This window comes from Parahaliea mediterranea (assembly GCF_017255185.1).
Taxonomy (GTDB): Bacteria; Pseudomonadota; Gammaproteobacteria; order Pseudomonadales; family Halieaceae; genus JAFKCZ01.
Window position 1 is genome coordinate 297,826 of record NZ_JAFKCZ010000005.1, and the last position, 14,348, is coordinate 312,173.

The 14,348-nt window shown below is 66.0% G+C and carries 12 protein-coding genes; 2 read left to right on the forward strand and 10 right to left on the reverse strand.

The window, feature by feature from the left end; all coding sequences use genetic code 11:
- The first annotated feature begins 7 nt into the window (after positions 1-7).
- Entirely contained in the window at positions 8-1,372 is a 1,365-nt protein-coding gene (locus JYP50_RS08175) for a phenylacetate--CoA ligase family protein (protein WP_206560006.1), read from the forward strand.
- Positions 1,373-1,389: 17 nt separating this feature from the next.
- Here JYP50_RS08175 and norR read toward each other — a convergent pair whose 3' ends face one another.
- Complete coding sequence (norR, locus tag JYP50_RS08180; protein WP_206560007.1) at positions 1,390-2,982, reverse strand: nitric oxide reductase transcriptional regulator NorR; 1,593 nt, start codon at positions 2,980-2,982, stop codon at positions 1,390-1,392.
- A 182-nt stretch (positions 2,983-3,164) separates the two neighbouring features.
- On the opposite strand from norR, the gene hmpA reads away from it, so the two are divergent.
- A complete protein-coding gene (hmpA, locus tag JYP50_RS08185) occupies positions 3,165-4,343 on the forward strand; it encodes an NO-inducible flavohemoprotein (RefSeq protein ID WP_206560008.1) in 1,179 nt (392 codons plus the stop codon).
- Positions 4,344-4,425: 82 nt separating this feature from the next.
- On the opposite strand, the gene JYP50_RS08190 is transcribed toward hmpA, so the two are convergent.
- The 9 genes from JYP50_RS08190 to JYP50_RS08230 form a co-directional block, all read right to left on the reverse strand.
- On the reverse strand, positions 4,426-4,863 hold the full coding sequence (locus JYP50_RS08190) for a SufE family protein (protein WP_206560009.1): 438 nt from the start codon (positions 4,861-4,863) through the stop codon (positions 4,426-4,428).
- Positions 4,863-5,381 (reverse strand): putative Fe-S cluster assembly protein SufT, encoded by a 519-nt coding sequence (gene sufT, locus JYP50_RS08195; protein WP_241262947.1) that lies wholly within the window; start codon positions 5,379-5,381, stop codon positions 4,863-4,865. The genes JYP50_RS08190 and sufT overlap by 1 nt, the downstream gene beginning before the upstream one ends.
- Positions 5,382-5,421: 40 nt before the next feature.
- On the reverse strand, positions 5,422-5,778 hold the full coding sequence (locus tag JYP50_RS08200) for a HesB/IscA family protein (RefSeq protein ID WP_206560011.1): 357 nt from the start codon (positions 5,776-5,778) through the stop codon (positions 5,422-5,424).
- 148 nt (positions 5,779-5,926) lie between these two features.
- Positions 5,927-7,174 carry an aminotransferase class V-fold PLP-dependent enzyme gene (locus JYP50_RS08205; protein WP_277602442.1) on the reverse strand — a complete coding sequence of 416 codons (1,248 nt, stop codon included), beginning with the start codon at positions 7,172-7,174 and terminating at the stop codon, positions 5,927-5,929.
- Entirely contained in the window at positions 7,167-8,483 is a 1,317-nt protein-coding gene (gene sufD, locus JYP50_RS08210; protein ID WP_206560012.1) for a Fe-S cluster assembly protein SufD, read from the reverse strand. The genes JYP50_RS08205 and sufD overlap by 8 nt, the downstream gene beginning before the upstream one ends.
- Positions 8,483-9,229, reverse strand: a complete 747-nt coding sequence (sufC, locus tag JYP50_RS08215) for a Fe-S cluster assembly ATPase SufC (protein ID WP_206560013.1) — start codon at positions 9,227-9,229, stop codon at positions 8,483-8,485. Before sufC ends, sufD begins: the two co-directional genes overlap by 1 nt.
- Positions 9,230-9,260: 31 nt before the next feature.
- Positions 9,261-10,700 carry a Fe-S cluster assembly protein SufB gene (sufB, locus tag JYP50_RS08220; RefSeq protein ID WP_206560014.1) on the reverse strand — a complete coding sequence of 480 codons (1,440 nt, stop codon included), beginning with the start codon at positions 10,698-10,700 and terminating at the stop codon, positions 9,261-9,263.
- Positions 10,701-10,745: 45 nt separating this feature from the next.
- Complete coding sequence (locus JYP50_RS08225; RefSeq protein WP_206560015.1) at positions 10,746-11,237, reverse strand: Rrf2 family transcriptional regulator; 492 nt, start codon at positions 11,235-11,237, stop codon at positions 10,746-10,748.
- A gap of 654 nt (positions 11,238-11,891) precedes the next feature.
- Positions 11,892-14,309, reverse strand: a complete 2,418-nt coding sequence (locus JYP50_RS08230; RefSeq protein WP_206560016.1) for a TonB-dependent receptor — start codon at positions 14,307-14,309, stop codon at positions 11,892-11,894.
- Between the last annotated feature and the right edge of the window lie 39 nt (positions 14,310-14,348).

Consider the following 14,348-nt stretch of genomic DNA (forward strand, 5'->3'; position numbering starts at 1 on the left):
GAGTCCCATGAGTAACACTTCCTGGAAAGATCCCTCGCGCCTGGACATCACCAGCGAGTCGGTGCGGCAGATGCAATTCACTTTGCTCAAAAAGCAGTTGCTGCGCGTCTACGAACACTCGCCGTACTACCGGGAGAAGTTCGACCGTGCGGGGGTGGATCCCCGGCGGCTTACATCGCTGGCGCAATACCGGGACTACCCCCTGTTCGACAAGTACGAGGAGCGCGAGAGCCAGGCGCGCTCGCGGGCGGAGCTGGGGCATCCCCTGGGCATGCACCTGACCTGCGATCACCGGGCGGTCAACCGCATGAGCGCCTCTTCGGGCACCACCGGAACGCCGAGCTTCCAGGGACATACGGCCAACGACCGCGCGATCATGAACCGCAATTTCGCGCGCATGGCGGAATTGACCGGCCTGCGGCCGGGGGACCGGGTGATGATGGCCGGGGTGATGAGCATGTGGGTGGCGGGCATTCCCACCGTCGATGCGCTACTCGCCTACGGCGCCAATGTCATCCCCATTGGCGGCTTGGTCGGCTCGGCCAAGGTGATCGAGATGATCGAGCTCACCCGCCCCGAGGTGATTGTTTGTACGCCTTCGTTTGCGCGCCAGCTGTTGAAAAAGGCGCGCCAGGAGATGGCGGTCGATCTCAGCGTCATGGGGGTGCGCACGCTGTCGGTCTACGGCGAGCCCGGCGGCAGTGTGCCGGAGATCGTGCGCGAGCTTTCCGAAGGCTTTGGCGGCGCGGAAATCTTTGACATGAGCGGCGGCACAGGCTGTCTCAACCCGATTTTTAGCCAGTGCCGGGAGCACGATGGCATGCACTTTATCGCTCCGGACAGCGCCTATATCGAGCTGTACAACCGTGAGAAAGGTGAGGTATTACCCTGGGAAGACGGCGCCGAGGGCGAATTTGTCTACACCGGGCTCGACCGCGAATGCGGGCCGCTGATCCGCTTTATGGACGGCGACAAGATGCGGGTAAAAATGCAGCCCTGTGGCTGCGGGCTGCCCGGCATGCGTTTCAATATCCTGGGGCGGGTGGACGACATGCTGCTGGTCAAGGGGGTCAACGTCTTCCCCAGCGCGGTGCGCGACCTTGTTTTGGGTTTCGAGGGCGAGGTGACCGGCAATGTCCGCGTCGTCAAAACCGATGCCTCGCCGGTGATCCAGCCGCCGATGGCGGTCAGGGTTGAGTGCAGGGGGCGGCCAGATGACGCTGCCCGGGCGGACCTGCAGCGGCGGCTGGAGGAGCGAATCCAGCGCCAGCTGCGTTTTCGCGCCGATGTCCGCTTGTATCCCGAGGGCGAGCTGGTCATGGAGTACGGCGCCACGGGCAAGGTCAAACTGCTGGAAGAACCGGCGGGCTGAGAGCCCTCGTCGGCGGTTCAGTTGACGACCGCCTGGCCGCCGCGCTCGGGCGTCGGTTCCGCGATGCCCAGTCGGCGCAGGGTCCGCGCCAGGTTGCTGCGGTCCACCCGCAGGGCGCGGGCGGTGGCGGCGAGGTTGCCGTCGCAGGCCCGCAGCTGCCGGGTGATCAGTTGCCGCTGGAAGGCGTCAACCTGTTCGCGCAGGCCGGCCTCCTTCCCGGCGAAAGCCGTTTCGACAATGGGCTCGTCGGGTATTTCCGGGCTTTCGGCGCGCGGGGCTTGCGGAATGTCCAGGTGCCGGGGCGCCACGCTGATGATCCCGGCGTCGCGTCCCTGCTCGCTGGCGGCCTTGAGCGCCGACCGTGCGAGCATGTGTTCCAGCTCCCGCACGTTGCCGGGCCAGTCGTAATCGCGCAGCAGCGTGGTGGCTTCCCGGTCCAGGCGCAGGCGGTGGTAGCCGAGCTTGTGCTGGAGGCGTTCCAGAAAATGTCCGGCGAGGGTCTCGATGTCTCGTCCCCGTTCGCGCAGCGGTGGTACGGACAGGGGGTATACGCTCAGGCGGTGGTACAGATCGTCGCGAAAACGGCCGGCGGCTACTTCCCGCTGCAGGTCGCGGTTGGTCGCGGCGATGATGCGCACGTCCACCGATTTGACCCGGTCGCTCCCCACCGCCTGGATTTCGCCGTTCTGCAGGGCGCGCAACAGCTTGGCCTGGATCGACAGGGGCAGTTCGCCGACCTCGTCCAGGTAGAGGGTACCCCGGTCGGCCAGCTCGAAGTGTCCAATGCGGTCCCGCAGGGCGCCGGTGAACGCGCCGCGCACATGGCCGAACAGCTCGCTTTCCACCACCGATTCCGGCAGCGCGGCGCAGTTGACCTGCACCAGGGCCTCGTCCGCCCGCTTTGAATGGCGGTGTATGCCGCGCGCCACCAGATCCTTGCCGACACCGGTCTCGCCGGTGATCAGTACCGACAGGTCGCTGGGGGCGACGGTGTGGATTTCCCGCTGTAGCGCCCGCATGGCGATGCTGTCACCGATCATTTCCGGCGGCGCCGCGGCGGCGATCAGGTGGCGCGCGACCTCGCTGGTGTGCGCCGCGCGCTCGCGCAGGGCGTCGATGGTCTGGCTGGTGAGGATGGCCGCGGAGGTGGCCGCGACATAGGCGCGCAACTCGGTCAGCTTGAGTCCGTCGAAACGGTCGGGCGTGAGGGCGTCGAGGGTCAGTGCGCCCCACAGCTCGCCGCCGACATACACCGCGCAGCCGAGGCAGTCGTGAACGTGCAGCGCCTCTTCCCCACCCTCCACCAGGCCGTCGTAGGGGTCGGGCAGGTCGCAATCGGCGGGGAAGCGGACCGGGCCGTCGCCGGTGAGGATGTTGGAGAGGCGGGGGTGCTGTTCGATGTCGAAGCGGCGGCCGAGGGCCTCGTGATGCAGGCCGATCACCGCCATCGGGCGCAGGCTGCCGCGCTCCAGCTGCAGCAGGGCCACCGCGTCGCAGGGAATGGCCGCGTGGATCGCCTCGACGACCCGCTGGTGGCGCTGGGCCGGGGTGAGCTCGCGGTTGAGGTCTTCGATCAGGTCGATAAAGGGCAGGATGTTCATGCGTGTCATTATAACCCTTTCTGGGTCAAATTGACCGCCTTCTTGCTTGGGTCATTATGACTCTTTTTGTCTGGCGGGCCGGGTGCGGCGCGGTTTTACAGGGTGGCACGATTTTTGACTACCTGGATGTGCCGGGGCGGCAAGGCGCCGCTCGGTAACCGACCAGAGCCACCTACAGGAGAGAGCCGTTCATGCTGGACGCAGCCACCGTCGCCACCATCAAGGCCACCGTACCCGCCGTCAAGGCCCACGCCGAGCAGATCACCCAGTGCTTCTACCCGCTCATGTTCGAGCGCTATCCCGAAGTCATTCCTTACTTCAACCAGAGCCACCAGGGCACCGGCAGCCAGGCCCGGGCGCTGGCCAACGCCGTGGTCGCCTACGGCGCCAACATTGACGCCCTGGGCAACCTCGACGAGGCGGTGAGCCGCATTGTGCACAAGCACTGCGCCCTGGGCATCCAGCCCCACCAGTACGATATCGTCGGCGAGTGCCTGCTGGCGGCGATCGCCGAGGTACTGGGCGAGGCGGCCACCGAAGAGGTCCTGGCGGCCTGGGGCGCGGCCTACGGCCAGCTCGCCGGCCTGCTGATCGAGGCCGAGGAGGCGGTGTACGCCGCCAATGCCGCCCAGCCGGGGGGCTGGCGCGGCGAGCGCCGCTTCGAGTTGGTGGAGAAAGTACCCGAAAGCGCGGTGATCACCTCCTTCTACTTCCGTCCCGCCGACGGCGGCGAGCTGCCCCGATTCCGCCCCGGGCAGTTCCTCACCCTGGTGCTGGACATCGACGGTCAGAGTGTGCGGCGCAACTACAGTCTGTCGGACGCGCCCGGCCGGGATTACTTCCGTATCAGCGTCAAGCGCGAACCGGAGGGCCTGGTATCGGGCTACCTCCACGATACGCTGCAGCCGGGGGACAGCGTGAACATCCTGCCGCCCTGCGGCGATTTCGTGCTGCGCGACAACGGCAAACCGCTGGTACTGCTGACCGGGGGCGTGGGCATCACCCCGGCCATCAGCATGCTCAACAGCGCCCTGCCCAGCGGGCGCGGCATCCACTTTATCCACGCCGCCCTGAACAGCCAGGTGCACGCCTTCCGCGCGCATGTGGATGAGCTCGCCGCGGCCAACAGCCATGTTCATGCCTGCTATGTCTACAACGAGCCCTCCGCCGACTGCGAACCCCACGCCCGCGGGTTTGTCTCGGCGGAACTGGTGGCGGAGCAGCTCGGGGACGAGCGCGATGTGGAGTTCTACTTCCTGGGCCCCAAGCCCTTCATGCAGCAGGCGCGCCGCATCGCCTCCTCACTGGGTGTGCCCGAGGACCAGGTGCATTTTGAGTTCTTCGGCCCGGCCGAAGAGCTGGCATCCTAGCGGCGCTTGTGTGTGGGCGGGGCGTTATCGGTCCCGCCACACAGGGCGCTTATCGCCCGGAAGGAGTAGGGGGTGCGACCAGTCAGGCCGCCTCGGCCTGGGTCGCAATCTCACGGATGCGCGCCACCATGGCGCGCAGGCCGTTGCCGCGGGTCGGCGAGAGGTGGTTGAGCAGGTCGAGCTGGTTGAAGTAGCCGTCGATGTCGAAGGCCAGCACGTCCTGCGGCGCCTTGTTGTTGTAGGCTGCCAGTACCACACCCAGCAGGCCCTTGACGATAAAGGCGTCGGAGTCGACCGCCATCTGCAACTTGCCGTCCTCGACCCGGGTGTCGATCCACACCTGGCTCTGGCAGCCGCGGATCTTGCGGTCCTCGGTGTGGAAGGCCTCGGGCAGGGGCGGGAGTTCCTTGCCCAGGTCGATGATGTACTTGTAGCGTTCCTCCCAGTCGTCGAAGAACGACAGGGTGTCGACGATATCGTCCGCGGTGATGCTGTCGCCAAAGGGGTTGTTGTCCGACATCAAAACATCCCCGTTTCCAGCTGCGCTTCCTCGGACATCATCTCCCGGCTCCAGGGCGGGTCGAACACCAGTTCCACCTGCACGCTATTGACGTGGGGCACCAGCGCCACCCGGTGCTTGACGTCGCCCACCAGCACCGGGCCCATGCCGCAGCCGGGGGCGGTGAGGGTCATGTGGATGCCGACACGGCCGGCGTCCTGGTCGATGTCCAGCTTGTAGATCAGGCCCAGGTTCACCAGGTCCACCGGCACTTCCGGGTCGTAGACCGTGTGCAGCGCTTCCCATACCTGGTCTTCACTGATGCGGCCGTCCGCCGGTGGCTCGAAGGCCAGCTCCAGGGGTTCCAGGCCCAGGGCGTCGGCGTCGGTGCCGTCCACCCGCACCATGTTGCCGTTGTGGATTACGGTGTAGTTACCGCCCAGCGACTGGGTCAGGGTCACGAAGGTATGGGCGGGTATGGTCACGGCGTCGCCCACCGGGACCAGCCGGCCGGGGCAGTCCCGCCGGGTGGTCAGCATTGTGCGTTCCTGGGCACTCATGGTCTTGGTCGGCCCTCGCTTAATTGACGCTGAAGCTTTCACCGCAGCCACAGGCGGCGGTGACGTTCGGGTTGAGAAACTTGATGGTGCGGTTGATGCCTTCCTTTTCGTAGGCGATCTCGGTGCCCTGCAGTACCGGCAACGAGGCGCGGTCGATGTACAGCTCCACGCCGTTGTCCAGGGCCATGACCAGGTCGCCTTCCTCGCCGTGCTCCACCTCGTCCATCACGTACATGTAGCCGGTGCAGCCGCTTTCCTTGACGCTGATGCGCACGCCGCGGCCGCCCTTCTGCGCGAGCTGCTTCTTCAGGTGGCTGGCGGCGGCCTCCGACACGCGGATGGCGTCGCGGCTGGCATCAAAGGTCTCTACTGACATGTAATAACTCCTCCGAATCCAGGGGGCACACGGATGTGTCCCCGCCGGCTATGCCGGCGCGAGCCCGGGAAATCCAAGCAGATGCACACATCTGCGCCGGGATTTCCCGGGCGATGATTTCACCGATCGGGAGATCGGTGAAATCACTCTATGTAAAAAGCCGCTTCGCTTTGTGGATACCCTCGAACAGCCGCTCCACTTCCTCCGCCGTGTTGTACAGGGCGTAGGAGGCGCGCACCGTGCCGGGCACACTGTAGAAGTCCATCAACGGCTGGGCGCAGTGGTGGCCGGTGCGCACCGCGACACCTTGCTGGTCCAGCAGCATGCCCAGGTCCGAGGGGTGCACCCCGTCGAGCACGAAGCTGAAGATGCCGATGGAGCGCGCCGGGCTGCCGATGCGGCGCAGGCCGTCCACCTCGCTGGCCAGTTCGATCGAGCGCTCCAGCAGGGCCAGCTCGTGGGTCGCGGCGGCGGCCATGTCGACCCCGCGCAAATAGTCGATGGCGGCGGCCAGGCCGATGGCTCCACAGATATTGGGGGTGCCGGCCTCGAATTTAAAGGGCAGGCTATTGAAGGTGGTGCCGGCGAAGCTGACGGTCTCGATCATCTCGCCGCCGCCCAAAAAGGGCGGCATGGCCTCCAGCAGCTCCTCCTTGCCCCAGAGGCCGCCGATACCGGTGGGCCCGAACAGCTTGTGGCCGGAAAAGGCGTAGAAGTCACAGTCCAGGGCCGCCACGTCCACCGGGAAGTGGGCGATGGCCTGGGCGCCGTCCAGCAGCACCCGGGCGCCCACGGCGTGGGCCTTGTCGATGATTTCCGCAACCGGGTTCACGGTGCCGAGAGCGTTGGATACGTGGTTCACCGCGACCATCTTGACGCGCTCGTCCAGCAGCGTCTCGAAGGCGGCCAAGTCGATATCGCCGGCCTCGGTGATCGGCACCGGCACCACCTCCGCGCCGGTGGCGCCGCACACCAGTTGCCAGGGCACGATGTTCGCATGGTGCTCCAGGTAGGGCACCAGCACGCGATCGCCCGGCCCCAGGTTCTCCCGGCCCCAGCTGTGGGCCACCAGGTTCACCGCCTCGGTGGTGCCGCGCACCCAGATCAACTGGTGCGCGGCGGGGCTGTTGATAAAGCGCGCCACGGTCTCCCGGGCCTGTTCGAAGGCCGCGGTGGCGCGGTCCGACAGGGCGTGGGCGCCGCGGTGTACATTGGCGTTGTCGCGGCGGTAGTAGTTGGCGATCGCCTCGATCACCTGCTCCGGCTTTTGCGTGGTGGCGGCGTTGTCCAGGTAGACCAGCGGGTGCCCATTCACCTCCTGATGCAGGATGGGGAAGTCGGCGCGGATCGCCTGGGCATCAAAGGCCGGGCGTGTTGCGGGAGCCATGCTACTCATCGCCGTCTTCCAGGATGTGCCGGGTGAGTTTGGGGTTGCGGGCGAAGCGCCGCGCCAGCATCGGCTTGAGGAAATCGTGCACCGCCGCGCAGTGCACGCTCTCCACCAGCTCGTTGATGAAGCCGTAGCTGAGCATGACCTCGGCCTCGTCCCGGGGCACGCCGCGGGTGCGCAGGTAGTGCAGGGTGGCCGGGTCCATCTGCGCCACCGTGGCGCCGTGGGCGCACTGCACGTCGTCGGCGTAGATCTCCAGCTCCGGCTTGGTGTTGACCTCCGCCTGGTGGCTGGTCAGCAGGTTCTTGTTGGACAGTTCCGCCCGGGTCTTTTGCGCCTGCGGGTGGATGTGGATACGGCCGTTGAAAATCGCGCTGGCGGAGTCGCCGATGATGCCGCGGAAGGTCTCGTTGCTGGTGCAGTGCGGCACCGCGTGCTCGATACAGGTGTGGTAGTCCACCTGCTCCTCGCCGCGGGGCAGGTAGATACCGTTCAGCTCGCAGTGGGCGCCCTGGCCGCGGTGTTCCACCACCAGGTCGATGCGCTTGAGGCGGCTGCCCAGGGCCAGGTGGAAACCGTTCAGGGTGGCGTTGGCCGCCAGCGTCGCGTGCACGCCGCCGATGTGTACCGCCTCGCCCTGTTCCAGGTGCAGGCGGCAGTGGTCCAGGCGCGCGCCGTCGGCCAGCAGCAGTTCGCTGATGCCGTTGGTGAAGGCGGTGCCGCCGGTGGCGGTGTTGGCGAAGCTCTCGACCACGGTGGCCTGGCTGTTGGCGCCCATCCGTACCAGCAGGCGCTGGGTTACGCTCAGGGCGTCCACCTGGCCGCTGGTGAGCCACACCAGGTGGATGGGCTGCTCGATCACCGCGCCGGGGTCCACCTGCAGGAACACCCCGTCGGCCAGGGTGGCCTCGTTGAGGGAGGCGAACAGGTGGCGGCCGGTGTTGACCGCGCGGCCCAGGTGCTCGCGAATGGCCTCGGCCTGGTCGCTATCCGCCTCGGCGAAGCGCAGCAGGCGGGCGCCTTCGGGCAGTTCCAGACGGGACAAATCCTCGCGGTAGCCGCCGTCGGTGAACACCAGCAGGCTGCCCGGCAGGTCCGGGTAGCTGACATTGGACAGTTGCGGCGCGCTGCCGCTCAGCGGGGCGATGAATTTCTGCTGCAGCGGCTGCAGGTTGGTGTACTTCCAGTCCTCGGTCTTGCGCGTGGGCATGGGGCTGCCCTGCCACACGGCCTGGCCGCGGGCGTGGATGTCCGCCAGCCACGGCGGCGCGGTTTTCGCCGCGGCCTCCTGGGGCTGTTGCATGAAGTCGCTCATCAGGCCGCGTCCTCCAGCCAGGCGTAGCCTTTCTCTTCCAGTTCCAGGGCCAGGGACTTGTCGCCGGACTTGACGATGCGCCCGCCGGCCAGCACGTGCACGTGGTCGGGCTCGATGTAGTTGAGCAGGCGCTGGTAGTGGGTCACCAGCACGAAGGAGCGCCCGGCGTCGCGCATGGCGTTGACGCCCTTGGCCACCACTTGCAGGGCGTCGATGTCCAGGCCCGAGTCGGTCTCGTCGAGGATGCACAGCTTGGGTTCCAGCAGCATCATCTGCATCAGCTCGTTGCGTTTCTTCTCGCCGCCGGAGAAGCCCTCGTTGACGCCGCGCTTGAGGAAGCTCTGGTCCAGGTCCACCTGTTTGCAGATCTCGCGGGCCTTCTTCATGAAGCCCACGCTGTCGATGGCTTCAAGGCCGCGGGCCTCGCGCACCGCGTCCACCGCCGCCTTGAGGAATTCCATGTTGCTCACCCCGGGAATTTCCACCGGGTACTGGAAGGCCAGGAACAGGCCCAGGTGGGCGCGCTCCTCGGTTTCCAGGGCCAGCAGGTCCTGCCCCAGCAGGGTGGCGGTGCCGGCGGTCACCTGGTAGCCGGGGCGCCCGGCCAGCACGTGGCCCAGGGTGCTCTTGCCGGAGCCGTTGGGGCCCATGATGGCGTGCACCTCGCCGGGTTGCACGGCGAGGTTGAGGCCCTTGAGGATGTCCTTGTCTTCCACGCGGGCGTGGAGGTTGTCGATCTTCAGCATGTCTGTCTCTCTTCAAATAGTGTGAGCAGGCCTAACCTACCGAGCCCTCGAGGCTCACTTCGAGTAACTTGCCCGCTTCCATGGCGAATTCCATCGGCAGCTCGCGGAACACTTCCTTGCAGAAGCCGTTCACGATCATCGACACCGCCTTTTCCGGGTCCAGGCCGCGCTGCTGGCACAGGTAGAGCTGGTCGTCGCTCACCTTGGAGGTGGTGGCCTCGTGTTCCACCACCGCGCCGGGGTTGCGGCTCTCGATGTAGGGGAAGGTGTGGGCCGCGCACTGGTCGCCGATCAGCAGCGAGTCGCACTGGGTGTAGTTGCGGGCGCCGTCGGCCCGCGGGCTCATGCGCACCAGGCCGCGGTAGGCGTTGGAGCTCTTGCCCGCGGAGATGCCCTTGGAAATGATGGTGGAGCGGGTGTTCTTGCCCAGGTGAATCATCTTGGTGCCGGTGTCCGCCTGCTGGGCGTTGTTGGTCAGCGCCACCGAGTAGAACTCGCCCACGGCGTTGTCGCCGCGCAGGATGCAGCTGGGGTACTTCCAGGTGATGGCCGAGCCGGTCTCCACCTGGGTCCAGGAAATCTTGGCGTCGCGGTGGGCCACCCCGCGCTTGGTGACGAAGTTGTAGATGCCGCCCTTGCCCTCGGCGTCGCCGGGGTACCAGTTCTGTACCGTGGAGTACTTGATCTCGGCGCCGTCCAGGGCCACCAGTTCCACCACCGCGGCGTGCAGCTGGTTCTCGTCGCGCATCGGCGCGGTGCAGCCCTCGAGGTAGCTGACGTGGCTGCCCTCGTCGGCGATGATCAGGGTGCGCTCGAACTGGCCGGTGTTCTGTTCGTTAATGCGGAAGTAGGTGGACAGCTCCATGGGACAGCGCACGCCCTTGGGAATATAGACGAAGGAGCCGTCGGTGTAGACCGCGCTGTTCAGCGCGGCGTAGAAGTTGTCCTTGCGCGGCACCACGCTGCCGAGGTATTTGCGCACCAGCTCCGGGTACTCCTGCACCGCCTCGGAGATGGGGCAGAAGATGACCCCGGCCTCGGCCAGTTTCTCGCGGAAAGTGGTGGTGACGGAGACCGAGTCGAACACCGCGTCCACCGCCACGCCGGCCAGGGCCTCCTGCTCGTGCAGGGGAATGCCCAGCTTGTTGTAGGTTTCCAGCAGCTCCGGGTCCACCTCGTCCAGGCTCTTGGGCCGGTCCTTGAGGCCCTTGGGCGCGGAAAAGTAGGAAATTTCGTCGAACTTCACCGGCGGGTAATTGACGTGGGCCCAGCTGGGCTCCTGCATCTCCAGCCAGCCGCGGTAGGCTTCCAGGCGCCATTCCAGCAGCCATTCCGGCTCGTTCTTGCGCTGCGAAATCCCGCGGATGACGTCTTCGTCCAGCCCCGGCGGGAGCGTATCCGACTCGATGTCGGTGGTGAAGCCCGCGGCGTATTCCTTGGAAATGGCGCGATCGATCTGTTGCTGCGACATAGTGTGTGACCTGTAAGTTGACTGGGCGGCCCCGGGCGGCGGGGGCTAGGCCTGTTCCAAATCGGTGATGAGGTCCGCCTTGATCGTGTCGGCGGGCGCGGTGCGCTCCTCCTGCTGCCGGGCGATGTCCCGGATTTCCCGGCGCTCCACCAGGTCGGACAGGGAGATGCCCAACAGGAAGTCGTGGATCTGGTCGCTGAGGTTCATCCACAGGTGGTGGGTGAGGCAGGTGCTGCCCTTCTGGCAGTCGCCCTTGCCGTGACAGCGGGTGGCGTCGGTGCTCTCGTTCACCGCCTCGATCACCTCGGCGACGCTGATCTCCCCGGCGGACTTGCCCAGGTGGTAGCCGCCGCCGGGGCCGCGCACGCTGCGCACCAGCCCGCCCCGGCGCAGCTGCGAGAACAGCTGCTCGAGGTAGGACAGGGAGATATCCTGGCGCGCGGAAATGCCGGCCAGGGGAATGGGGCCCTGCCCTTCGTGCAGCGCCAGGTCGAGCATGGAGGTGACGGCGTAGCGGCCGCGGGTGGTTAATCGCATGGCTGGTCGGCGCCCGAAGGCGAGGGATCCCGATTGAGTCTGTTCATACCTGACTATTTTAGTCGAGTATAAAACCCCGCGCAATACTCGGGTATTCCGCCGCCCGCAAAGGGCGGGCTCTCGATGCGGCAGGGGGAAGGGTATCTCCCGCCTTGGGGGGCCATGCATTGCGCCTTGGTCGAATGAATTCGACCCTACAGGGTTCGGGTTTATTCCCTGTGGGGCGCGATGCATTGCGTCGCTTTTTGGTCGAATGAATTCGACCCTGCAGGGTTCGGGTTTATTCCCTGTGGGGCGCTATGCATGCGTCGCTTTTTGGTCGAATGAATTCGACCCTACAGGGTTCGGGTTTATCCCCTGTGGGGCGCCATGCATTGCGTCGCTTTTTGGTCGAATGAATTCGACCCTACAGGGTTCGGGTTTATCCCCTGTGGGGCGCTATGCATGCGTCGTTTTTTTGGTCGAATGAATTCGACCCTACAGGGCTCGGGTTTATTCCCTGTGGGGCGCCATGTATTGCGTCGCTTTTTGGTCGAATGAATTCGACCCTACAGGGTGTGGGGCGTGAATGGCCGCGGGGTGTGGGTTGTTCATTACAACGAAAAAGGGCCGGGCTGTAGTTCAGCCCGGCCCTTGTTCCGTGCGCGCCGCGCCTCAGAAATGGAAGCGGGCGCTCAGGCCGAAGGTCCGGGGCGTGCTGACAATGGCGTTGGCCCGGGGACCCCAGAGCTCCGCGGAGTCGGCGGCGGTGAGTCCGCGCTCGTCGGCGACATTGTTGACGAAGGCGCGCAGGCTCCACTGGTCGGCGTTCAGGTTGAGGCCGGCGTTGACCAGCCAGAAGCCGTCCAGGGTGACCTTGGAGGTTTCCAGGCTGGATTCGGCATCGCTGCGGTAGGAGGCGTTGACACCGTAGACCAGCTCCCAGCCGTTGGCCAGGTCCTGGAAGTAGTTGGCGCCCAGGTACAGGGTGTGCTCGCTGGCGCCGGGCAGGGCGACGCCGGGCTCCACCGCGACAAAGGACGTGCCGTCGGCGATGAACTCCAGCAGGGTGGGGGACAGGGACTTCAGCTCGGTGTCGTTGTAAGTGTAGCTAGTGCGAATTTCCAGGTTGTCGCTGAGGTGGCCGCTGAACTCCGCCTCCACGCCGCGGGACTGGGCCTCGCCGACGTTCACCACGCACAGCAGCCCGAGCCCGGTGCAGGACAGGTTGGACTGCATGTTGTCCCAGTCGATGTCGTACAGCGCCAGGGAGTAGCGGTAGCGCCCCGCCAGGCTGCCCTTGACGCCGACTTCCAGGTTCTCGGTGGTGTCGGGCTCGTAGAGGAAGGCCTTGTTGTTGATCGCCGCGCCGAAGGCCTCGTTGGGCAGGCCGTTGGCGCCGCCGCGGCGGAAGCCTTCCGACCACACCACGTAGAGGTTGGTGTCGTCGTTGAGGTAGTAGGAACTGTTGAACTTGAACAGCGAGTCCGAGTCCTCGGTGTCGAGGCTGCGCGCGGCGATGCCGCCGGGCACGAACTCCAGGCCGCCCACCTGGGTGGTCTCGAAGGTCTGGTCGTAGTAGCGCACGCCGCCGGTCACCTGCCACTGCTCGGTGATGTGCCAGGTCAGCTCGCCGAACAGGGCGCGGTCCTCGAAGGTGTTGTTCTGGTCCACCAGGTAGGCCTCGTCCTTGACGATGGGCACCGGGCCGTTGGAATCCTGCAAGCCGAACAGGGTGCCCAGGCCGCAGGGGTTGCCGCCGAAGGTGCCGGTCTCGATAAAACAGGCATTGGCGTAGTCGTCGTAGCCGTAGTAGTACTGGCGGGCCGACATCGCCGTGTCCTGCTCCATGTAAAACGCGCCCACCACCCAGTTGAAGGGGCCGTCCCCCTGGGATACCAGGCGCGCCTCGAACACGTCGCCTTCATCGTCGAAGGCGGATTTGTCCTCGATCAGCGGACGCGGGCTGTTGCCGTAATAGGCTTCCCAGAAGCTGAACAGCTCGTAGAACCCGGTGAGATCGCGGGAGCCCTGGCCCTCGGACTGGTAGCGCGAGGCCGAGGCGGTAAAAGTGGCGAAGCCCATGTCGACGTCGACATCCAGGGCGAACACATCCACCTCCCGTTCGAAGGGCTCGGCGATCAGCGCGGCGTTTTTCAGCGAGTCCTCGCCAAACATCGCGTAGGAGTTCATCTGCGTGCCGCCCACGTCGTCGCTCTGGTGGTGGTAGCTCAGGTGGGCGGCCATCCTGTCGCTGGGCTGCCAGGCAGCTGCCAGGCGATAGCTTTCGGTCTCGGCGTCGTTGACCCCCTCGGCGTGTTCGAACACCGGCTGGCCGGCGTAGACATTGGCGGAGTCGTTGATCGGGTCGGTGGCGCCGTTGTCCAGCACCGGCGAGCCGTCGGGGTGGCGTCTGTAGCGCGCCACCTGGTCGATAAACCCGGCCTGCTCGGCGTAGCCGACGCTGGCGCGCAGGCCGAAGGTGTCGGTGACCGGCAGGTTCAGCATCAGGTCGCTCTCGTAATTGATGCCGTCGCCGTTCTTGGTTTGGCTCACGCCGCCGCTGAGCTCGCCGTAGAAGGCGCTGAGGTCGGGCTTGTTGTAGATGTAGCGTACCGAGCCGCCGAGGGAACCGGAGCCGTACAGGGTGCCCTGGGGCCCGCGCAACACTTCCACCCGCTCGATATCGCGCAGGCGCAGGTTGGCGAACAGGGGCGTTTCGTTGATGTAGGTGGAGACCACCGGGGCGGTTTGCATCGGGCCCTGGTTGCGCGACAGCACTTCCGAGTTGATGCCGCGGATGATGAGGTTGGCGTTGTTCACGCCGCTGCGCGGGCCCTGCTCGATGAAGTTGACCCCGGTGGTCACGCGGAACAGGTCCGCCGCGGAACTGATGCCCGCCTTGTTGAGGTCGTTGCCGGTCAGGGCGCTGATGTTGTAGGGCACGTCCTGTACCGAGGCGTCCCTGCGGGTGGCAGTGACCACGACTTCCTCCAGCGCGGGGCCCTGGGCCACGGCGGTGGCGGGCAGGGTGGCCAGGGTTGCGCTGAACACGGCGCCGGACAGCAGGGTTTTGGAATAGGGTAGGTTCATGGCTTGTCCCTCTTGGATTAACTTGTATGGGGCTGCGTG

What these genes read in the sequence shown, in the direction of transcription:
- JYP50_RS08175 (WP_206560006.1), top strand. Translation starts at nt 8, where the DNA reads ATGAGTAACACTTCCTGGAAAGATCCCTCGCGCCTGGACATCACCAGC.
- norR (WP_206560007.1), bottom strand. Translation starts at nt 2,982, where the DNA reads ATGACACGCATGAACATCCTGCCCTTTATCGACCTGATCGAAGACCTC.
- hmpA (WP_206560008.1), top strand. Translation starts at nt 3,165, where the DNA reads ATGCTGGACGCAGCCACCGTCGCCACCATCAAGGCCACCGTACCCGCC.
- JYP50_RS08190 (WP_206560009.1), bottom strand. Translation starts at nt 4,863, where the DNA reads ATGTCGGACAACAACCCCTTTGGCGACAGCATCACCGCGGACGATATC.
- sufT (WP_241262947.1), bottom strand. Translation starts at nt 5,381, where the DNA reads ATGCTGACCACCCGGCGGGACTGCCCCGGCCGGCTGGTCCCGGTGGGC.
- JYP50_RS08200 (WP_206560011.1), bottom strand. Translation starts at nt 5,778, where the DNA reads ATGTCAGTAGAGACCTTTGATGCCAGCCGCGACGCCATCCGCGTGTCG.
- JYP50_RS08205 (WP_277602442.1), bottom strand. Translation starts at nt 7,174, where the DNA reads ATGAGTAGCATGGCTCCCGCAACACGCCCGGCCTTTGATGCCCAGGCG.
- sufD (WP_206560012.1), bottom strand. Translation starts at nt 8,483, where the DNA reads ATGAGCGACTTCATGCAACAGCCCCAGGAGGCCGCGGCGAAAACCGCG.
- sufC (WP_206560013.1), bottom strand. Translation starts at nt 9,229, where the DNA reads ATGCTGAAGATCGACAACCTCCACGCCCGCGTGGAAGACAAGGACATC.
- sufB (WP_206560014.1), bottom strand. Translation starts at nt 10,700, where the DNA reads ATGTCGCAGCAACAGATCGATCGCGCCATTTCCAAGGAATACGCCGCG.
- JYP50_RS08225 (WP_206560015.1), bottom strand. Translation starts at nt 11,237, where the DNA reads ATGCGATTAACCACCCGCGGCCGCTACGCCGTCACCTCCATGCTCGAC.
- JYP50_RS08230 (WP_206560016.1), bottom strand. Translation starts at nt 14,309, where the DNA reads ATGAACCTACCCTATTCCAAAACCCTGCTGTCCGGCGCCGTGTTCAGC.